The sequence below is a fragment of the Duncaniella sp. B8 genome (assembly GCF_005304985.1).
Taxonomy (GTDB): Bacteria; Bacteroidota; Bacteroidia; order Bacteroidales; family Muribaculaceae; genus Duncaniella; species Duncaniella muris.
This window is the reverse complement of sequence record NZ_CP040121.1, coordinates 2224264-2245040: the sequence shown is the minus strand read 5'-3', so window position 1 is coordinate 2245040 and position 20777 is coordinate 2224264. Positions and strand designations below refer to the sequence as shown.

The window sequence follows — 20777 nt, the reverse complement described above, 5'->3', positions numbered from 1 at the left end:
TTTGTCCATCAAGCCCAGTAACCATGCCCGACTTGGCAACTTTCAGAATATCACACCCCACCCTCGGTGAAATCAAAGTGATCAAGCGCACCGGATCAGGCAAGCTCTCAGCACGCTGGATCAACGGCAGACTACGTGTCAACATACCGGCCTATGCCACCGAAAATGAGATAGTCAGAGCCATCGAGCAGCACAAGGCAGACTTTGAAGCGATCCGCCCCAAGCCCCGCTATGCGGTAGGACAGACAATCGGCTGCCACAACTTTACCGCCACCATAGCCCGCGGGAATCCCGGACAGACAACCCCCGCCATAAACCTTGCAGCAGGTGCATCGGCATCAGATCTGCGCTTCATCATAACCCTGCCTGACGGCAGAAATCCCGAAGAGCCGGAGCTGCAGCAGGCCATCTCACGCTGCCTGCACACAGCCGCACGGCATCTCGCGCCCCACATTCTTCTGCCTGAAGCCCGTCGGCTGGCCGAGCGCTTCGGACTGAGAGTAGACAAATGGGAAATAGCCCACGGCAAATCCACGCTCGGCACCTGTTTCCCTACACAAAGGCGCATCCGCCTGTCATACCTCTGCGTCTTTCTTGATCCGGAACTCCGCAACTACATCATCTGCCACGAACTCGCCCATCTGACCGAACCGGGCCACACTCCAGCCTTCCACCGCCTCTGCGACAGTTACTGCAACGGCCGTGAAACCGTATTGCTCAGACGTTTGCGCTCGTTCAGCTGGCCTGTTGACCGCTGAAATTAAGGAAGGCCAACACAAAATCTGTTAATTTTGGTTAATAAATTGGGGGGGGTAATTTTTTTACTTATATTTGTCTCCGAATTCCGACAGTCGGTTTTCGCTTCCCTTTCCGGGACATTGCATAAAGGAAATACCACCGATGCAATGATTTAAATGTAGAGAGATATTGAAATAAGGATTTTGATTTTAATTTTTTAGAAAGCACCCCGTTTTTCTGCGCCGGGGCACTGAAATCTGACGTGCACACACATTGAAAGAAACCTACAATCCTAAAAAGTGTGCCTTAAATCATCACCATCCCCCCTTATTTTATCGCTCCCCGCATCAGACCGCGAACGAGACGGCGTCTTTCCTGACTTCCGGAACTCACCCCGTAGAACAAATTTTAGAGATTTATCATATTACTTAATTTTCAAAACAATTCGTGCATGAAGAACATTTGTTTTCAAATGACTCGGAAAGCGTGGTTAGTAGCCTTTATGGTACTCTGCGCCGCTTTCCCCGCTTTAGCGCAGACAATTACGGTCAAAGGTTCCGTAGTTGACAAAGAGGGAGAGCCTCTGATCGGCGCAAGTGTAGTGGTCAAGGGCTAAACCCTCGGAACAGCCACTGACTTTGACGGACTTTTCACCATCAGCGCCCCCTCAGACGGCACCCTCGTGGTATCTTACGTGGGCTACGAAACCCAGGAAGTCCCCGTCAACGGACGCACTGAAATCAACATCACATTAGCTGACAACTCAGTTCTCCTCGGCGAAGTCGTAGCTATCGGCTACGGTGTTGTCAAGAAAAGTGACGCCACCGGATCGGTTGCCACAATCAAACCCTCGGAAATCGAAGCCGGCCTCGCCACTTCAGCCCAAGACCTTCTGGTAGGCGCATCTCCCGGTGTGGTTGTCACCACTTCAGGCAACCCCTCCGAAGGCGGCAACATCCAGATCCGCGGCGGAGCCTCGCTCGCAGCATCAAATGCACCTCTCATTGTAATCGACGGTGTGCCTATGGACACCAAAGGCATCACCGGTTCATCCAACCCCCTCGCACTCGTATCGCCTGAAAACGTGGAGTCGATGACCATCCTCAAAGACGCATCGGCAACAGCCATCTACGGTAGCCGCGCCTCAAACGGTGTCATCATCATCACCACCAAGACCGGCTCAAAAGGCAAGCCGCAGATCAACTTCACCATGAACGGCTATGTCAACACCACACGCAAATATCTCGACATGATGAGCGCAAGCCAGTTCAGCAACTTCATAGCCGATGAGTACGGAGTAGAATCAGCTCAGTACGGACAGATCCGCGACTATGACACCGACTGGCAGAAAGCCCTCACTCGCACCACATTCTCTTCTGACTACAGCCTCAGCGTAGGCGGCACTGCCAAATGGCTCCCTTACCGTGTGGCCGTTTCCTACACCGACAACAACGGTATCGTCAAGAACACCGACATGGACCGCGTGTCAGCGTCAATCAACCTCACTCCCAAGTTCTTCAACGACCTTCTCTCTGTCAACGCCAACCTCAAAGGCGCATACATCACCAACACCTACGGAGCCAACACCCTCCGTGCGGCAGCAGCCATGAACCCCACACTGCCCATCAAGGACCCTGACGGATCTCCCCTCTTCGGCTACTGGACCTCATTTGTCAACGGCGGTGTGCTCGCAGGCCCCGATGACGCAGGCGAGACAATCAACTCCACCGATGCTCCGCTCAACCCGATAGCCGACAACCAGGGCGCCATCTCAAAAGGCAAGGCCTATCAGTCTGTCGGCAACCTCCAGCTCGACTTCAGGATGCCCTTCCTCACCGACCTCCGCGCCAACCTCAACCTCGGCTACGACTATCAGCACGGTGAAAACTACAACAACCCCTTTGTGAACACCCCTAAAGCCTGGAACGACGGCTACTCAGTGCGTGAAGACGGCTCAACACGCATAATCAAGGACGGCGGCGTTTCACGCACCTATGAATTCCAGACCCGCACCAACCTGCTTCTTGACTTCTACCTCAACTACAACCACAACTTCAAGGACATCAGCTCGACCCTCGACGTGACCGCAGGTTACTCATGGCAGAAGTTTCACAACAAATACCGCAAATACAGCCGCGTATATGAGGTTGTAGACCCTGAAAACGAAAAATACCTCGGCAACCAGGCCAACCCGACCGAAATCAGCATACACCCGCATCAGCTCGTTTCGTTCTTCGGCCGTGTCAACTTCACATTCCTCGACAAATATCTCGTGACAGCCACCGTGCGTCAGGACGGAACCTCACGCTTCTCCAAAGACCACCGCTGGGGCACCTTCCCCTCCGTGGCCCTCGGCTGGAAGATTCTTGAAGAAAGCTTCATGGAACCGGCCCGCGGCTACATGAACGAACTCAAGCTCCGCGCAGGCTACGGCGTGACCGGCCAGCAGGATCTCGGTGACGACTACTTCCCCTATCTCCCCGTCTACAACCAGTGGACCGGCAGCGGCTCAGTCTATCCCTCAATCACAGGCAACCCCGAAACAGGCTCCTATCCTCTCTATCCCTCGGCCTACAACACTGAGATCAAATGGGAAGAGACCCACACCTGGAACGCAGGCGTTGACTTCGCATTCCTCAACAACCGCATCCTCGGTAGCCTCGACTACTACAAGCGTAAGACCAAAGACCTTCTCACCAAGTCGCCCTATCCCGCCGGATCAAACATCTCCAACGCCGGCAATATGAACCTCGGCGACCTTGAGAACACCGGTATCGAATTCAACATCACAGCCCGCCCCGTGGTGACCAAGGATTTCCGCTGGACATCATCATTCAACGTGGCATGGAACAAAAACAAGATCACCCGTCTCGCCGACGGTGCCGACACCGTGGTCGATGATTCAGGCATCTCGCTCGGCAAAGGCAACAAGATCCAGAAACACCAGGTAGGCCACCCCGCGTTCAGCTTCTACGTCTACGAACAGGTCTATGACGCCGACGGCAATCCCCTTGAAGGAGTCTACGTTGACCAGAACGGCGACGGCGAAATCAACGCCTCTGACAAGATCCTCTACCACAGCAGAGACCCAAAAGTAACAATGAACTGGTCAAACACCTTCAACTACAAGAACTGGGACTTCGGCATCACTCTCCGCTCAAGCCTCGGCAACTGGGTCTACAACGACGCCCAGGCAACCACTTCCGTGAAAGAGATCAACAACACCCTGCCTCTCGCCAATCTCAACAACACCTCTTATCTGTTCGAAAAGACCACCAACGAACTCGCCTGCAGCAGCTACTTTGTGCAGAACGCATCGTTCCTCCGCTGTGACAACATCACTCTCGGCTACACCTGGGACAATCTCCTCAACAACAATCTCCGCCTCCGTCTCTACGGTGCATGCCAGAACCCGTTCGTGATCACCAAATACAAAGGCCTTGACCCGGAAATCTTCTCAGGTATCGACAACAATGTCTACCCCCACCCCGTGACCTTCTCTTTTGGTATCGTGGCTTCATTCTAAACAGTTCATCACCCATATAAAGAAGAATCATCATGACATTTTCAAAATATATACTTTTCGGTGCCATCGCCCTCTCTGCGCCTGCTTTCACAGCCTGCGTCGGCGACCTTGATGTAGAACCGGAAAACCCCACAACAAAAACCGAGATCACAAGCGCCGACGATCTCTACAACGAACTTGCCGGCGTCTACGGAGGTCTGGTTTTCGAAGGCGGCATCACCGTTGACGACGGCGGCGCCGGCGTCTACACCCGCCAGCTCTGGAACCTCCAGGAACTCTGCACCGACGAAACACTCATCGGCTCGAACTGGGGCGATGCAGGTCTCAGCGAGCTCATTTACTCTACATGGTCGACTGACAACCACTGGCTCTATGAATGCTTCTCGCGTTTCAACTACCAGATCTCCATCTCCAACCAGTTCCTGCGCGACCTCAAAAAACACGCAGGCCTGCTCCCCGAATCAGGCAACCTCTCTGCCGAAGTGCTCGGAGCGGAAGCCCGCACAATCCGCGCCCTTTCATATTACCACATGATCGACATCTTCGGAAGAGGCCCCTGGTCTACTGAAAACTCACAGGTAGGCATCACTCCTCCCACCTATGACAGCAAGGAGCTTTTTGAAGCCGTGGTGGAAGATCTCAAAGATGCCATCCCAAGCCTCGTACCCGCCTCTCAGCAGATCTACGGACGCCTCTCGCGCGAGGCCGGCTATATGCTGCTCGCCAAGCTCTACCTCAACGCCGAAGTCTACACCGGCGAAGCCCGCTGGCAGGACTGCGCCAACGCCTGCAACGAGATCCGCAAGACAATCGACAATCTCGCTCCTACTTACAAATATCTCTTCTGTGCCACTAATGACAAATATGTAGGCAACGGCGAGATCATATGGGGCATTCCTCAGGATGCAACCAGCCTCACAACCTACGGCGGCACCACCTACCTCTCAGGAGGCAGCTACCGTGGCGACTCCGATCTGCTCAAGACTCTCGGCGTGTCGGTGTCAGGATGGGCCGGACCGCGTGTGCGCGAAGAACTCGCCAAGGCATTTGCCGACGGTGACGACCGCTGTCTGATGTACGAGGGCGACTACACTGCCGAAATCAAAGACCTCGGCGACCAGAATCAGGGCTACATGTGCGTCAAGTATGTCTACACCCCTGAAACCGACTACAAGAACGAAGCCCAGGATGAGCCCTACTGCAACACCGTGTTCAACCCCACCGACTATCCCCTCTTCCGTCTGGCCGACGTATATCTCATGCTTGCCGAATGCGAACTCCACAACGCCACCGGCTGCAACGGTCTTGAAATGATGAACCGCGTTCGCCGTCGCGCCAATCTGGGTGATGTCAGCTCACTCACTGCCGAAAACATCCTTAAGGAACGTATGTGTGAGCTCTACTGGGAAGGCCATCGCCGTTCCGACCTCATCCGCTTCGGCAAATTCGCCGGCTCTGACTACGTATGGTCATGGAAAGGCGGCACTCCCGACGGCTCCAACACCCAGGCCTACCGCAACCGCTATTGCATCCCCACACAGTTCATCTCAACCCTCGGACAGAACCCCGGCTACTAATCTCATAATACGATTCTATCAATGAAAAAGTTATATATTTTAGCATCACTTGCAGTAGCCGCTGCCTCCCTCACTTCTTGTGAGGCTGACAAGGAGCCGGTCTACGTAGCACCCGCCGAAAAGGTATTCAGCCTTTCAACTCCGGCAGAAGACGACAACATTGTCCTCGCCCCCGGGCAGGTTGTAGAACTTACAGCCGTGGCTCCTGACTACGGAATCCCAGTTGTTACCACCTACTCTGTAGACCTCACCCTCGCCGACGAATTCATCGAAGCCAACGAGGAAACCGGCACAGAGGCCAACTACATCACACTCACCCCCAAGCAGCCCACCAAGACTGCAATCGAACTTGATGACAAGGACGTGACAACCGCCATCTGCCAGCTTCTCGGCATCAATACTTTCAATGAATTTGAAGATGCTGACGTTCAGCCGCAGAAAGTGACTGTACGCGCGAATGCCCGCATTCCATCGATCGCATCGAGCAACTGCGTGTCAAACAATGTGGTTCTCCCCTCCGTGACTCCCTACAATCCCTTCCCGCAGGTTCCCGGCTATTGCTATCTTGTAGGTACCAACACCGATTGGGCTACACCGGACAATGCCAATGCTACAACCTATGAAAAATGGAGCATCGAAGAAACCGGCGTAGGCACAAATATCTATATCGGCTCGCTCAATGTTCCTGCCGGCGAACAGTACTTCCGTTTCTACACCGAACTCACAGGCTGGGATGGTGTCTGCCTCGGCACTCCATCCGGTGGCAACGAACTGATTGAGTTTACCGATGAGGAAACCTCTCTTGAAGTTGCCTATACCCAGGGATGCTTCATGACTGACGCCGCTTGGGAAGGTGGCTATGTAACCTTTACCATCGACCTTACAGACAAAGAGAACCCTAAGGTTTATGCAAAGAAAGGCGAGTATCTCAAAGAGACATATGTCTATCTGATCGGAACCCCCAGCAACTGGGCCGAACCGTCAGCCACGAATGAAAAAGCCCTTGAAGCATGGCGTCTTGTCGACAGAGGTGGCACAGGCATCTACAAAGCTACTTTCGATATCCCTGAAAGTGAGGTCTACTTCCGCATCTATCCGGGACTCAACGGCTGGGGTGCCACCCCTTATGCAGCAGCTGCCGGAAACGCCAATGTCAGCATGACTCTCGGCTCTGCCATCCAGTATGTGGAAGGCGAAGGCTGCTGGACATTCAACTGGAAAGGCGGCAAACTGACCTTTGTCCTTGACACGGTCGAGGGCACAATGACAGTCTCCGTTCCGGAAGAATAACAGAACGTTAAAAAACGGCCCCTAAGTGGCCACCGGCCACACCCACTGACAACGCACCCTTATTTCAATCTCAGCGCCACCCGGCCTGATTCCCGATTCAGGGAACAGGCCGGGTGGCCATATTTTTGAATTTTTCGTATCTTTGCCTGAAACGAACCCACAAAACATCATTCCCCAGCACCATGAAACTCAGATTCGGGACCACCGTATGCTCAATGCTCACCGCCATCGTATCCGGTCTGCCAATACAAGCCGAAGAATTCATCATCCGCACCGACCATCCGGGAGCCGAAATACAACCGACAATGTACGGACTCTTCTTCGAAGACATCAACTATGCCGCTGACGGCGGCCTCTACGCCGAAATGGTCAAAAACCGCTCTTTCGAATTTCCTCAGAACCTTATGGGCTGGGAAAGTTTCGGAGCAGTCGCCCTGCTTGACGACGGACCCTTTGACCGCAATCCACACTACGTCAGACTTTCCGCCGCTCCTCACAAAGACAAGGCTACAGGGCTGACCAACGAAGGCGGCTACATTGTAAAGATTGCCAACACCTCTGACAGCCCGCAGGAGATCACCCTGAATTTTCAGAAACTGAGAAAAGGCCGCTCTCTGGCCGACGGACGTATCATCACCCTCTCCGCCCCCCTCCGCTCCGACGGCACTCCGGACCTTGACTGCGACAACACTCTGGAGAATCCAGACCGCATTATCCCAGTGGAATCCATTCTTCCGGCAAGCGGAAACACCGCCACTTTAACTCTTCCGGCCAAGACATTCGCCGTCTGCCGCATCCCCATAGCCGGATAAACCCCGGCACTCAGAAATGACACCGGACCGGATTTCCATCATTGGAAATCCGGTCCGGAATTTTTAGAGGCTGTTTTATATTTTGAGGCTGTTAAAAAAGCAACCTCTTATTGATGCGTCAACAGTTTACTTCAGAGGCTTGAGCACTCCACTGTTGATTTTGAGGTTTGAGAAACGCACATTGGCAGTCTGGCCGTTGAGCATGAAAGCTCCGTCGGTCACACCTTCGAACACAGAGTTCTTGACCTCTACATTGTAGACATTGCAGATATCATCGAAACCGTCGATGCGCACACCATATTTGCTCTTGCGGCAGTTCACGTTGTCAAGGAAGACATTGCGCACGGTCGGGTTGAAGTCACGCTGGCAGATCTCGCGCGGCTCGTAGACAAGGTTGATCTTCAGCACGGCTTCCTTGCACTGGCCCACTTCCACGTTGCGCACATAGATGTTCTCGATCACACCGCCGCGGCAGTTGTTGGTCTTGATGCGGATCACACGGTCGAGTTCAGGGCTATCCATCTCGCAGTCTTCCACAAAAAGGTTGCGGAAACCGCCTGAGATCTCGCTGCCAACAACCACACCGCCGTGGCCGTTTTTCATCTTGCAGTTGCGCACAATGATATTTTCTGACGGAATGTTTGCAGTACGGCCGTCGCGGTTACGTCCGCTCTTGATAGCGATGCAGTCATCACCGGTGTCGAAATAGCAGCGTTCGATCAGCACGTTCTTGCATGACTCCGGGTCACAGCCGTCACCGTTGGGGCCATCATTCTGAATATGCACGCCACGCACCGTAAGGTTCTCACACAGCAGCGGATGGATCACCCAGAACGGAGAGCGCAGCAGAGTGACATCCTCGATCAGCACATTCTTGCACTTGACCGGATTGACGAGCTGCACACGCATGCCGTAGCCGTCGCCCATGCGGCGTTCCTCCACAGGCACACCCTTTTCGTTCCACTCCATGAGAAGCGGACGTCCGATGCGCTGCGAGATGATGCCTTTGCCGTCTTCCCAGCCGTAGCTCTTCGCGCCACACATGCGCCACCAGTTCTCGATCTCGGCACCGCCGTCGATTGTGCCCTTGCCTGTGATAGCAATGTTTTCCTGCTCGTAGGCATAGATCATAGGCTGATAATTGTAGCAGTCCATGCCCTCCCAGCGAGTGCGCACCAGAGGATACTCCTTCAGATCGGAAGTGAACAGCAGAGTGGCACCCTCTTCAAGATGGAGGTTGACATTGCTCTTGAGAGTGATAGGGCCTGTAAGCCAGGTTCCGGCAGGAATCACCACTCGGCCACCGCCTTCACGCGAACAGCGGTCTATCACCTTGTTGATAAGCTGAGTGTAGAGATAGCCCTGGGTCTTTGACTTTTTGCCATATTTGAAAAGAGGATAATCTTTCTCACGGAAAGTAGGAGCCTTGATCGATTTCTCTATTTCGGGATACAGTTCGGCCCATGCCTTGGCCGCTTCGTCAGGGGTCTTGCCCTTTTTCTGCGCTTCTGCAGGCATGCCGACAAATGCCAGCGCCAATGCCAGCGCCATCAAAGTTTTCTTCATGGTTATATACATTATTTGTAAATTAAAAAATTTAGCAGACTGAAATGTGATTTTCCCTGCAAAGTTACTCAGAAATGCCCACAATACAAAATCTGTGTCTTTTTTAGTCTATCTTGCAGATATTTAGAAAAAAATTTAGAAAAAAATCCTGCTGTCAAACTCCCGGTCAAACTTGGGATATTGGTAATATTGATGTTCTGGGCATTGATTGCTGTCAATGACGAAAATGCAATTATCAGAGATGTGATATATCTGTTCATAATCTGACCGTTATTGTTATTGAGTTGTTTTCACTATGCAAATCTTGTCTTCTTTGTCAGAATGGCTGATTATTGTTATCTTTGCCGAAAACAGATCTCAGTCATAAAAATTCACGAAGCATCTCCTGCTTCAAAAACACTTCCGCGGTACTTCTAAAGAATATCGCCTGCAACTGAATAAAAACATCTGACAATGATGATGAAGCACATTATATTAATCATAACCACAGTCTTATGTTGTCTCGGCCTGTCGGCACAGACCGATTCCGTTTTCTACATTCAGGGCTCTGTAGGGCGTCTCGCCACACATCTGCAACTGCCACAGATAGAGACAGCCCAAAAATTGCCGATAGTCATACTTTGTCATGGTTTTATGGGCTGCATGGACGGAGAATTGTTTGATGACATCTCATCCGACCTTGTGGCAAAAGGCATCGGGGTAGTCAGATTTGATTTCAACGGCCACGGCAAAAGCGACGGCGAATTCCGGAATATGACCGTGCCAAATGAAATCGAAGACGCAAAAACGGTGATAAAATGGGTCCGGACTCAGAATTTTGCAAAAAACATCTCATTGCTCGGACACTCTCAAGGCGGAGTAGTGGCGGCAATGACCGCCGGAGAACTTGGCGACATAGAAATCAGGTCACTTGTGCTGATGGCCCCTGCTGCCGTATTGCGCGATGACGCACTGCGCGGAAACACTATGGGAGCCATGTATGATCCGTGGAATATTCCGGAATACATAACAATGCCAAATGGACTGAAACTTGGCCGCGACTACATTGCAGCCGCCCGCGAACTACCCATTTATGAGATTGCAAGCCGCTACACCGGCCCTACGTTCATCATACACGGTAAAGCCGACCGGATAGTGCCATACACATATGGAGAGCGATTCCGTCACGACCTTGAAAACGCCTCTATCCGGCTCATTGACGGCGAAGACCACAGCTTTACAGGCAACACAGCCCAAGCAGCCTCACTTGCATCTGATTGGCTTTACTCCGAGATATGTCTTGACCCGAACCGGCAGTGATCTACTCGTGAGTATTAGAGGTTGTTTAATAACAAATGTGAAGCCGGAGTGGATGTATTTTTGAGCTAACCTATTCCTAATCTTCAGTCACCATGCTGTAGCATGGTGACTGAAGATTAGGAACAGGGGAGCCAATAGGACCAGTCTACAAAACCAGCTTGCTGAACGTACAGCTGAATGTGCTTGAACATGCTTTCAAACGTGCTTTCAATGCCCACAATACAAAATCTATGCCATTTTTAGTCTATCTTGCAGATATTTAGAAAAAAATGCTTACCTTTGCAGCCTGAAACGAAAAACAACATAGTAATTTTTAAGAATGGACAAAACACCTGCCATACCACAGGTCGATCTCCTCTTCGAAGTTAGCTGGGAGGTATGCAACAAGATTGGCGGCATCTACACCGTCTTGTCCACGAAGGCCAAGACTCTTCAGAAACAATTCAAAGACAAAACCATCTTCATCGGTCCTGACGTATGGACCACGGACACACCTTCTCCCTGGTTTTCAGAATGCAAAATCACCGGACTTTCCGACTGGGCACTCAACGCCAAACTTCCTGAAGGAGTGAGCGTAAGAGTAGGCCGTTGGGAAATTCCCGGACGACCGATCGCTGTACTTGTAAAATTCGATGGCATGTATGCCGTAAAAGACGAATTTTACGGCGAAATGTGGAAGCGCTTCGGCGTCGATTCGCTTCATGCCTATGGCGATTATGACGAAGGCTGCGCTTTCGCCCATGCATCCGGAGTAGTCATCGAATCTATAATAAAATCAGGCTTCGGCCAGCCGGTACAGCCCGTCGGAAAGCGCGGACGCAAGAAACAGACCCGCATAGTGGCCCATTTCGACGAATGGACCACCGGCATGGGGCTTCTGTATGTGCGCTGGAAACTTCCGAAAGTCGGCACCGTTTTCACAACCCACGCCACAAGCATCGGCCGCAGCATCTGCGGCAACAACAAGCCTCTCTACGACTATCTTGACGGCTATAACGGCGACCAGATGGCCCGCGAGCTGAACATGGAGGCCAAACATTCGCTCGAAAAGGCAGCGGCCCATGCCGCAGACTCGTTCACTACCGTAAGCGAGATCACTGCCCGAGAATGCGAGCAGTTGCTTGAACGCCGTCCTGACGTGGTCACTCCCAACGGTTTTGAAAAGAACTTCGTGCCGGCTGCCGCTAAACTGCCGGCTGCCAGCAAAGCTGCCCGCGACAAAATGCTGTCTGTAGCTTCGGCCCTTACCGGCAAAAAGATTGACCCGAACTCATTTATAGTCATCACCAGCGGCCGTTGCGAATACCGCAACAAAGGTCTCGACCTCTTCCTTGACGTCTGCGACGAACTGAAGCGCTGCAAGCCTGCCCGCAATATCATAGCATTCGTAATGGTGCCCGCATGGCCCAAAGAAGCCCGCGCGGACCTCGCCGAAAGACTCGCAACTCTTGAAAAAGCTCCGCTGGCCAACGATGAAGCCCCGCTTAATGACCCTGTGATCACCCACTGGCTCAACAATCCGGAATCAGACGCAGTCAACAGCCGCATGCACCAGCTGGGATTCACAGAGATCGATCCGCGTGTCGAAGTCATCTACGTCCCCTGCTATCTCAACGGCACCGACGGCATATTCAACATGAGCTATTACGACCTCCTGCCCGGCGCTGACGCCACTGTGTTCCCCTCATATTATGAACCCTGGGGCTACACACCGCTTGAAAGCGTGGCATTCGGAGTCCCTACCGTGACAACCTCTCTTTCAGGCTTCGGCCAGTGGGTTCTTGAAAGTTTCGAAAACTATTTCGACGAATGCGGCGTCAATGTCATAGGCCGCGGCGACTCGAACTATCGCTCCGTAGTCGAAAACATAGCCCACTCTCTTGAATATCTGACAGAAGCCGGCGAAAAAGAGACAAAGAAAATCCACAAGGCCGCAATGAACACTGCGTCTGAAGCAGCCTGGTCGAAATTTATACGCTATTACGACACAGCCTATCAGCAGGCCATCGAAAAAGCTTCACGTCGTAAGCTTTCAGATGCTGACTGACAGACCTGGCAAAAACAAAAACCAATTTTCTAAAAATATGAAACTGCCTGTAAGCAAAACTAATGCCCCCGTATGGCGAGACATCACTGTGAAGTCCGTACTTCCTGAGGCATTGAAACCCCTTGAAACACTCTCCCGCAACCTCTGGTGGGTCTGGAACAGCGCGGCCAAGAATCTCTTCCGCGATCTTGATCCCGACCTGTGGCGCGCAACCGGTGAAAATCCCGTCATGCTCCTTCAGCAGCTCTCTTCCGAGCGTCTGGAAGAAGTCATGAACGATGCTGACATGATGGACCGCATCAAGAACGTGTTCGCCATGTTCAACAGCTATATGGCCAAACCGATGCGCAAGGACATTCCCTCCGTTTCCTACTTCTCTATGGAATACGGCCTCTGCAACTGCCTCAAAATCTACTCCGGCGGTCTTGGCGTACTTGCCGGCGACTATATCAAGGAAGCTTCTGACAGCTGCGTAGACATGACCGCAATCGGTTTCCTCTACCGCTACGGCTATTTCACCCAGTCACTGAGCGTAGACGGCCAGCAGATAGCCAACTATGAGCCCCAGAACTTCAACCAGCTCCCAATCGAACAGGTGACCGATGAAAACGGCCATCCGCTCATCCTCGAGGTCCCCTATCCCGGCCGCATCATCTACAGCCACATCTGGCGCGTGAACGTGGGCCGCATGAAGCTCTATCTGCTTGACACCGACTTCGACATGAACAGCGAATATGATCGCTCAATCACCCACCAGCTCTATGGCGGTGACTGGGAAAACCGCATCAAGCAGGAATATCTCCTCGGTATCGGCGGTGTGCTCGCGCTCAAGAAACTCGGCATCAGCAACACTATCTACCACGCAAACGAAGGCCACGCAGCTCTGCTCAACCTCCAGCGTCTCGTTGACTACGTGGAAAGCGGTCTTGACTTCAACACCTCTCTTGAGCTTGTCCGCTCGTCAAGCCTCTATACCGTACACACTCCGGTGCCCGCCGGCCACGACTATTTCGACGAAGGCCTCGCCCACAAATATCTCAACGAATTCCCCGCACGTCTGGGCATCAGCTGGCAGGACCTCATGAACATGGGCCGCGAGAACCCCGACAGCCAGGACCGCTTCTCAATGAGCGTCTTCGCTCTCAACACCTGCCAGGAAGCCAACGGCGTAAGCTGGCTCCACGGCGAGGTGTCAAAGAAAATGTTTGCCGGCGTATGGAAAGGCTATTCATGGGAAGAAAGCCATGTTGGCTACGTCACCAACGGTGTGCACATGCCCACCTGGGCCGCAAGCGAATGGAAGGCTTTCTACACCGAAAAGCTCGGCGAGCAGGTATTCGATCACCAGAGCGATCCCAAAGCATGGGAAGGCATCTTCAAGGCCAAAGACGAAGAGATCTGGGAAATGCGCACCACGATGAAAAACAAGTTCATCAACTTCGTGAAGCGTGACTTCAAGGCCAAATGGCTCGCCAACCAGGGAGATCCCTCGGCTGTCATCAAGATCCTTGAAAAGATCAACCCCAACGCGCTCATCATCGGCTTCGCCCGCCGCTTTGCCACCTACAAGCGCGCTCACCTTCTCTTCACTGACCTCGACCGTCTGGCCCGCATCGTCAACAACGAGCAGTTCCCCGTGCAGTTCATCTTCTCAGGCAAGGCTCACCCCGCCGACGGAGCAGGCCAGGGCCTGATCAAGCGCATCATCGAGATCTCACGCATGCCGCAGTTCCAGGGCAAGATCATCTTCCTTGAAGACTACAACATGGTAGTTGCGAAGCGTCTTGTCACCGGTGTCGACATCTGGCTCAACACTCCGACCCGTCCGCTCGAAGCATCGGGCACATCAGGCGAAAAGGCCGAAATGAACGGTGTGCTCAACTTCTCAGTGCTCGACGGCTGGTGGTATGAAGGCTACCGTCTTGACGAAAAGGCCGGCTGGGCTCTCACTGACAAGCGCACCTACACTGACCAGGGACAGCAGGACAAGCTTGATGCCGCAACCATCTACTCGATGCTCGAAAACGAGATCATACCTCTCTATTTCGCCAAGAACTCCAAGGGCTACTCTCCCGAATGGATTCAGTATATCAAGCGTTCGATCGGTCACATCGCTCCGCAGTACACCATGCAGCGCATGATCGAAGACTACATCGACCGCTTCTATCTCCCTGAATCGAAGCGCTTCGAAAAACTTTCAGCCGACGGCGACAAACTTGCCAAAGAGCTTGCCGCATGGAAAGAAAAAGTAGCTGCCGCATGGGATGGAATCCAGGTTCTTGACATCACCACCAACGAAGATCTCAACAACAACAACCACAGCGGTCAGAAGTTTATCACCACTGTCAAGATCGATGCTAACGGTCTCGCCGATGATCTCGGTCTCGAACTCGTTGTTGACAAGGTACATGACAATCAGGAACACCGTGTCGACACTATCCCCTTCAAGGTCGTGGGCAAGGAAGGAAACACCGTTACCTTCCAGCTTGAAGACAAGCTCCGCGATCCGGGTGTGTTCCGCTATTCATATCGTCTGTATCCCTCGAACGCGCTCCTGCCCCACCGTCAGGACTTCGCATTCGTGCGCTGGATCTGATCAGACGATTCCGCATCTCATATCTGAAAGACATCCGGCTTCCGTCAGGGAGGCCGGATGTCTTGCTTTATGTCTGTTTCAGCTCCTGGCGCTGGCTTGCCGCATAAAAAGGTGTCCCTGCCTCAACACCACGCTGAAACAGGGACCATTCAGATAAGTATGAGAATAGATATAGCGTTCTATTTTGAAGTCATGATCTGCAGCACCAGACGGTCGGTCTCGGTCATGGCCTCGCGTCCGATTGATGTCAGATTATGAATCGTGGCATCAACATCGTCGCTGATAATGCCTTCGGTGGATGTCACACACTTGCCGTTCATGGCAAGCATAGCCGACATCATGGCGGTAGAGACTCCCGATGAGATTTTCAGTGCGCATGATGGTTTGGCGCCGTCGCAGATCATGCCTGTGAGGTTGGCCACCATGTTCTTGACTGCCGCACAGACTTCGGCATAGCCTCCGCCCATCAGATAGACTATAGCAGCCGAGGCTCCGGTCGAAGCCACGACACAACCGCAGAGGGCCGAGAGGCGGCCAAGGCTCTGCTTGATGTAGATGCTGGTGAGATGGCTGAGCACGAGTGCGCGGATGGTCTGCTCCTCGCTTGCTTCCATGTCAGCGGCGAAGCTCACCACGGGCATTGTAGCCGTAATGCCTTGATTGCCGCTTCCTGAGTTAGACATAACCGCCACGGGGGCGCCCCCCATGCGGGCATCGCAAGCCGCGGAGGTGTATGAGATCATGTGTGCGACGGGGGTGTCGCCGTAATATTTCAGTCCTGATTTTTTTATTGTGGCACCCAGCGAATGACCGTAGTCACCCGAAAGTGCGGTCTGCGCGGCTGCCAGGTTCAGTTTTTTGGCTTCAAGAATGAAGGAGATTTCGTCAAGCGGAGTCTCTGTGGCAAATTCATAGACTGTGGCAAGGTCAAGCGCGATATCCTCTGCAGTTTCAGCGGCAGTGCCGGCAGCGCTTTCTTCAAAGCTTGTCTCGCCGTTTCGCTGAAGCAGAATGAAGTGAGTGTGCTCGCATGAGATCACTGCACGTGCGCTGTCACCGTTTTCAGCCCGCACCACCACATCTATGTGAAGATTCGATGGCGCGTCTGCAGCATGGCTGATGGAAATACGGCCTTCGTCAATGAACTTGCAGCCACGCTTCACGGCCTCGTCATTGACATCACGGAGCACTTCAAGCCCATAGGATGATTTGCCGACCAAGGCACCAAGTGCCATAGCTATCGGCAGACCTATCATTCCTGTTCCGGGGATGCCGACTCCCATTGCATTTTTAAGCATGTTGCCACTCAGGGCCACTTCGATCTTCGCGGGGACTGCGCCGAGGATCTCAGTGGCCTTGGCCACACACAAAGCCACTGCTACCGGCTCGGTACACCCGATAGCCGGCACGACTTCGCGATTGATGAGAGCTATGATTTTCTCTCTTTCAGACTTGTTCACCATACACTGTTTTTCTTGAATTAGGTAGCAGAATTTAATGGGTTAATGCGGCCTGGAATAAAACAGGATTCCAATCAGCCTCGAAATGTTGCGTTCAACAGGAGCAAAGTTACTGTATTTGGGCTGCATCTACAAGCAATCAGGCGCATAATATTTTCCTTATCTGTAAATTTACAGCTAATTTTACGCCCTGCGGGGCCTTATACGCCAATGGCGCGAAGCCTAAATCAGACTTCGCGCCACCGGAATCAATGCTGAAGCAGCCACTGAAAGGATGTACGGCAGATGCCATAGACTCTCCCAACGTGGAGCTGCCGATTATTCCATATAGCCGAACGAACGGAGCTTGTTCTCGCGGTTACGCCAGTTGGGTTCGACTTTCACAAAGAGTTCGAGGAACACGCTCTTGTCAAAGAACTTTTCTATGTCCTTGCGGGCTTCCATGCCAACTTTTTTGATCTTGCTTCCCTGATGGCCGATGATGATGCCCTTCTGGCTGTCACGTTCTACGTAGATCACAGCCATGATGTGGATTGAGTTTTCCTTTTCCTCGAATTTCTCCACGATGACTTCCACCGAGTAAGGGATCTCCTTGTCATAAAGTGTGAGGATTTTCTCGCGGATGATCTCGGTTACAAAGAATCGGGCCGGTTTATCGGTGAGCGCGTCTTTTCCGAAGTAGGGAGCTGAGACGGGGAGCAGTTCGACGATACGTTTCAGAAGATTGTCGACGTTGAAGTGTTCCTTCGCCGAGACGGGGAAGATTTCAGCCTGCGGAAGAATCTGCTGCCAGCGCTGGGTGAGTTCCTCAAGTTCGGTCTGGGCTTTCACAAGGTCGATCTTGTTGATGACCAGAAGCACAGGCATCTTTTCTTTGGCCACCTTGGCGAGGAAGTCGGCGTTTTTAGACGGGTCCTCGACCACGTCGGTCACGTAGACAAGCACGTCAGCGTCAACCAGAGCGCCTTCGCTGAAGTTGAGCATGCTTTCCTGCAGTTTGTATTTCGGCTGAAGCACTCCGGGGGTGTCGGAAAATACTATCTGGTAGTCAGGTGTGTTGACGATACCCATGATGCGGTGACGGGTGGTCTGTGCCTTTGAGGTTATGATACTGATGCGCTCGCCGACGAGGTCGTTCATCAGGGTTGACTTTCCTACATTCGGGTTGCCGACTATATTGACAAATCCGGCTTTATGTTCCATATATTTCTCTGTTGTTTAGTTTGTATAAGGCAATATCACCTGCTGCAAATATAAACAAAAATAGCACCTTAAAAGATGCTATTTTATTAAAAAGTTTCATCTGTCGGGCTGATGCCTGATCAGAGATCCCAGATGATATACATTGCGCCCCAGGTGAAGCCTGCACCGAAGGCGGTGAGAATCAGGCGGTCGCCTTTCTTGAGTTTGTCTTTGTGCTCGTCAAGGCAGAGGGGGATTGAAGCAGCCGATGTGTTGCCGTATTTCTCGATGTTGACAAGCACCTTGTCATTGTCGATGCCGAGACGCGAGCCTACGGCCTCGATGATGCGGAGGTTGGCCTGGTGAGAGACAAACCAGTCGATGTTGTCGACAGTCAGATCGTTGCGGCCCATCACTTCAAGAGAAGAGTCGAGCATATCGGTGACAGCGTTCTTGTAGACGTTGCGGCCATCCTGGATGACGAAGTGCTGCTGTGCGTCGACTGTTTCGTGAGAAGCGGGGAGCACAGAGCCTCCGGCGGGCATCCAGAGGTGTTCGAGGCCTTCGCCGTCGACGTGGAACACGCCGTCGATAATGCCTACGTTTTCTTCAGTGGGTTCGAGGAGCATCGCGCCTGCACCATCACCGAAGAGGGGGCAGGTGGCACGGTCCTGATAGTTTGTCATTGACGACATTTTTTCAGCGGCTACTACAACCACTTTTTTGCGCAGACCGGAACGGATATAGGCAGAGCCGTCTTCCAATGCCACGAGGAAGCCGGCGCAGGCTGCCTGGAGGTCATAGGAATATGCGTTTTTCATTCCGAGCTGATGAGCTATGATAGAACCTGTGGAGGGGAAACGATAGTCAGGGTTTGAGGTGGCACAGATGAGAAGGTCTACTTCTTCAGGCTTTGTACCGGTTGATTCGAGGAGTTTCTCAACAGCTTTGATGCCGAGATATGAGGAGCCTTTTCCGGGCTCACGGAGGATTCGACGTTCCTTTATGCCGACACGGGTAGTGATCCACTCATCGTTGGTGTCAACCATCTTCGACAACATTTCGTTGTCGAGGATATCTTCAGGGGCATAGGACGCGAGTCCGGCGATGCGAGCGTTAAGCATAACAAAATTTCTTTTTAATAGGAATTGAGGATGAGGAGCGAGGCTGGGGAGTCTGAATCTGTAGGGATACAAAAGTCTGCGCACGGGCCGCGTCAGCGATCCCGTGCGAGATTTCTGTTACCTTTCCGTTTAGACAGCGGCGGTCTTTTCGATGGCGATGCGTCCGCGGTAGTAGCCACACTCACCGCATACGGTGTGATAGAGGTGCCATGAGCCGCAGTTGGGGCAGAGGGCCAGGGTGGGAACTACAGCCTTGTCGTGAGTACGGCGTTTAGCTGTGCGGGTCTTTGATTGCTTGCGTTTAGGATGTGCCATGATTTATTTATTATTTTTTGTTTTGCTGATGAAATGTGAAAATATCTCGTTTTTCTGTTTATGTTGCTGTTTTAGTCTTCCGCGCTGTCGGTGCTCAGTTTTTTGAGGGCGTCCCAGCGTGAGTCGGTTTGCTGCGGCTCGTCGGCAGGCGAATCGGGAGCTGAATCCATCGAGTCCATCTCGTCCATGAGCTGGTCTGTGAGTTCGGCGTCTTCATCGTCGATCTTCGTTGCCCGGTGTTTGCGCAGCAGGGCGCTCATGGCGCGGTTGCATTTGCCGAGCGGGTGCACGTGTTTGACCGGTATGGCGAGCGAGGCTGTGTCGAAGATCATATACGACACGTTGAGCCAGTTGTCGCTTTCGGGGATGATGAGGAGTTCATCGGTCTCCGAATAGTCGTCGCCATACTTGACGGCTATCTCATAGTCGGCCTCGATGGGCTGGATCAGGTCGTCAAGACAGCGGTCGCAGATCAGGGTGACGGTGCCTGTCACTTTGAAAGCAAGATCATAGATGTCATGCTTGTGGGTGACTGTCAGCTTTACCTGCAGGTCGGCATCGTGTATGTCAGCGCTTTCCATGTTGACAAAAAACTGCTTGCCCAAGTGATATTCAAACTCTTGAACTCCCTCAGGTATGGTTTTCAACGGAAGGCGGAATTCTGAAAATTTTCCCACGACTGTATTGATTGAAAAAACTGTGCAAAGGTAGGCAAAAAGTTTCAGAAATCAAAACAATGACTTCCAAAACCTTGCATTTCCCTGCAACAGGCGGTTGTTTTACGCCATACAAGGTTGCTGCTCTGCAGGGCGGCAACCTTGTATGAAGCAATTTTGTCGGGGTGAGAAGACTCGAACTTCCGACCTCCACGTCCCGAACGTGGCGCGCTGCCAACTGTGCTACACCCCGAACAATTAAAAATGCGTGTAACGTGGCATCTTTTTGCGACCACAAAGGTAAGCATTTTCCAAATATCCACCAAAAAAATTTTCACCGGACTGCATATTTTTGTGTCCCTTCGGATTTTTTTCGCTAATTTTGCATACCGTCAAAGGCTAATAACAGTCTGCAAACCACTGCACGAGTCTCTCAGACATGACCTCAGCCAACACCATCACAGATTCAGGTTTCATCGGCGCAGACGATATGATCTTTGACAATGTCATACGTCTGGGCGCCGAGATCCACAGCTCTGCCGCAGGATGGCGTCAGGTGATACGCGCCTGGCGCCACGGAAAGCCATGA

Annotated in this window: 14 protein-coding genes, 1 tRNA gene and 2 pseudogenes; 10 read left to right on the top strand and 7 right to left on the bottom strand. The window is 52.5% G+C overall.

Annotated elements, in window-relative coordinates; translation table 11 throughout:
• The first annotated feature begins 23 nt into the window (after positions 1–23).
• From FDZ78_RS09580 to FDZ78_RS09560, 6 genes and pseudogenes are all read left to right on the top strand, one after another.
• Positions 24–758 carry a YgjP-like metallopeptidase domain-containing protein gene (locus FDZ78_RS09580; RefSeq protein WP_123399874.1) on the top strand — a complete coding sequence of 245 codons (735 nt, stop codon included), beginning with the start codon at positions 24–26 and terminating at the stop codon, positions 756–758.
• 452 nt (positions 759–1210) lie between these two features.
• Entirely contained in the window at positions 1211–1354 is a 144-nt protein-coding gene (locus FDZ78_RS14855; RefSeq protein WP_240740379.1) for a carboxypeptidase-like regulatory domain-containing protein, read from the top strand.
• Positions 1355–1366: 12 nt separating this feature from the next.
• Positions 1367–4264, top strand: a pseudogene (locus FDZ78_RS09575) (SusC/RagA family TonB-linked outer membrane protein); the annotation flags it as partial.
• A gap of 32 nt (positions 4265–4296) precedes the next feature.
• Positions 4297–5841, top strand: coding sequence for a RagB/SusD family nutrient uptake outer membrane protein (locus FDZ78_RS09570; protein ID WP_107032275.1), 1545 nt, complete (start codon positions 4297–4299; stop codon positions 5839–5841).
• Positions 5842–5862: 21 nt separating this feature from the next.
• Entirely contained in the window at positions 5863–7131 is a 1269-nt protein-coding gene (locus tag FDZ78_RS09565; protein ID WP_124075558.1) for a SusE domain-containing protein, read from the top strand.
• A gap of 215 nt (positions 7132–7346) precedes the next feature.
• A pseudogene (locus FDZ78_RS09560) lies at positions 7347–7661 on the top strand (alpha-L-arabinofuranosidase); the annotation flags it as partial.
• Positions 7662–8069: 408 nt separating this feature from the next.
• On the opposite strand, the gene FDZ78_RS09555 reads toward FDZ78_RS09560, so the two are convergent.
• Positions 8070–9509, bottom strand: a complete 1440-nt coding sequence (locus FDZ78_RS09555) for a glycoside hydrolase family 28 protein (RefSeq protein ID WP_136408471.1) — start codon at positions 9507–9509, stop codon at positions 8070–8072.
• Positions 9510–9962: 453 nt separating this feature from the next.
• On the opposite strand from FDZ78_RS09555, the gene FDZ78_RS09550 reads away from it, so the two are divergent.
• The 3 genes from FDZ78_RS09550 (at position 9963) to glgP (ending at position 15451) form a co-directional block, all read left to right on the top strand.
• Positions 9963–10808: an alpha/beta hydrolase gene (locus FDZ78_RS09550; protein WP_240740377.1), complete on the top strand. Its 846-nt coding sequence runs from the start codon at positions 9963–9965 to the stop codon at positions 10806–10808.
• A 319-nt stretch (positions 10809–11127) separates the two neighbouring features.
• Positions 11128–12855 carry a glycosyltransferase gene (locus tag FDZ78_RS09545; RefSeq protein WP_123399516.1) on the top strand — a complete coding sequence of 576 codons (1728 nt, stop codon included), beginning with the start codon at positions 11128–11130 and terminating at the stop codon, positions 12853–12855.
• 37 nt (positions 12856–12892) lie between these two features.
• The gene (gene glgP / locus FDZ78_RS09540) at positions 12893–15451 is read left to right on the top strand and encodes an alpha-glucan family phosphorylase (protein WP_136408470.1); all 2559 of its coding nucleotides are present in this window, start codon (positions 12893–12895) and stop codon (positions 15449–15451) included.
• Positions 15452–15630: 179 nt separating this feature from the next.
• On the opposite strand, the gene FDZ78_RS09535 is transcribed toward glgP, so the two are convergent.
• The 6 genes from FDZ78_RS09535 to FDZ78_RS09510 form a co-directional block, all read right to left on the bottom strand.
• Entirely contained in the window at positions 15631–16914 is a 1284-nt protein-coding gene (locus FDZ78_RS09535) for a serine dehydratase subunit alpha family protein (protein ID WP_136408469.1), read from the bottom strand.
• A 315-nt stretch (positions 16915–17229) separates the two neighbouring features.
• Complete coding sequence (gene era / locus FDZ78_RS09530; RefSeq protein WP_136408468.1) at positions 17230–18114, bottom strand: GTPase Era; 885 nt, start codon at positions 18112–18114, stop codon at positions 17230–17232.
• A gap of 119 nt (positions 18115–18233) precedes the next feature.
• Complete coding sequence (locus FDZ78_RS09525; protein WP_136408467.1) at positions 18234–19217, bottom strand: beta-ketoacyl-ACP synthase III; 984 nt, start codon at positions 19215–19217, stop codon at positions 18234–18236.
• Positions 19218–19346: 129 nt separating this feature from the next.
• Positions 19347–19532 carry a 50S ribosomal protein L32 gene (rpmF, locus tag FDZ78_RS09520; RefSeq protein ID WP_107032267.1) on the bottom strand — a complete coding sequence of 62 codons (186 nt, stop codon included), beginning with the start codon at positions 19530–19532 and terminating at the stop codon, positions 19347–19349.
• 71 nt (positions 19533–19603) lie between these two features.
• Positions 19604–20209 (bottom strand): DUF177 domain-containing protein, encoded by a 606-nt coding sequence (locus tag FDZ78_RS09515; RefSeq protein WP_123611126.1) that lies wholly within the window; start codon positions 20207–20209, stop codon positions 19604–19606.
• Positions 20210–20368: 159 nt separating this feature from the next.
• A tRNA-Pro gene (locus tag FDZ78_RS09510) sits at positions 20369–20441 on the bottom strand.
• A 186-nt stretch (positions 20442–20627) separates the two neighbouring features.
• Between FDZ78_RS09510 and FDZ78_RS14650 the strand changes: the two genes are divergently transcribed.
• Entirely contained in the window at positions 20628–20777 is a 150-nt protein-coding gene (locus tag FDZ78_RS14650) for a hypothetical protein (protein ID WP_168182023.1), read from the top strand.

Bases quoted from the DNA above. Each gene is read 5' to 3' on its own strand.
- FDZ78_RS09580 (WP_123399874.1), top strand. From the start codon at position 24: ATGCCCGACTTGGCAACTTTCAGAATATCACACCCCACCCTCGGTGAA.
- FDZ78_RS14855 (WP_240740379.1), top strand. From the start codon at position 1,211: ATGACTCGGAAAGCGTGGTTAGTAGCCTTTATGGTACTCTGCGCCGCT.
- FDZ78_RS09570 (WP_107032275.1), top strand. From the start codon at position 4,297: ATGACATTTTCAAAATATATACTTTTCGGTGCCATCGCCCTCTCTGCG.
- FDZ78_RS09565 (WP_124075558.1), top strand. From the start codon at position 5,863: ATGAAAAAGTTATATATTTTAGCATCACTTGCAGTAGCCGCTGCCTCC.
- FDZ78_RS09555 (WP_136408471.1), bottom strand. From the start codon at position 9,509: ATGAAGAAAACTTTGATGGCGCTGGCATTGGCGCTGGCATTTGTCGGC.
- FDZ78_RS09550 (WP_240740377.1), top strand. From the start codon at position 9,963: ATGATGATGAAGCACATTATATTAATCATAACCACAGTCTTATGTTGT.
- FDZ78_RS09545 (WP_123399516.1), top strand. From the start codon at position 11,128: ATGGACAAAACACCTGCCATACCACAGGTCGATCTCCTCTTCGAAGTT.
- glgP (WP_136408470.1), top strand. From the start codon at position 12,893: ATGAAACTGCCTGTAAGCAAAACTAATGCCCCCGTATGGCGAGACATC.
- FDZ78_RS09535 (WP_136408469.1), bottom strand. From the start codon at position 16,914: ATGGTGAACAAGTCTGAAAGAGAGAAAATCATAGCTCTCATCAATCGC.
- era (WP_136408468.1), bottom strand. From the start codon at position 18,114: ATGGAACATAAAGCCGGATTTGTCAATATAGTCGGCAACCCGAATGTA.
- FDZ78_RS09525 (WP_136408467.1), bottom strand. From the start codon at position 19,217: ATGCTTAACGCTCGCATCGCCGGACTCGCGTCCTATGCCCCTGAAGAT.
- rpmF (WP_107032267.1), bottom strand. From the start codon at position 19,532: ATGGCACATCCTAAACGCAAGCAATCAAAGACCCGCACAGCTAAACGC.
- FDZ78_RS14650 (WP_168182023.1), top strand. From the start codon at position 20,628: ATGACCTCAGCCAACACCATCACAGATTCAGGTTTCATCGGCGCAGAC.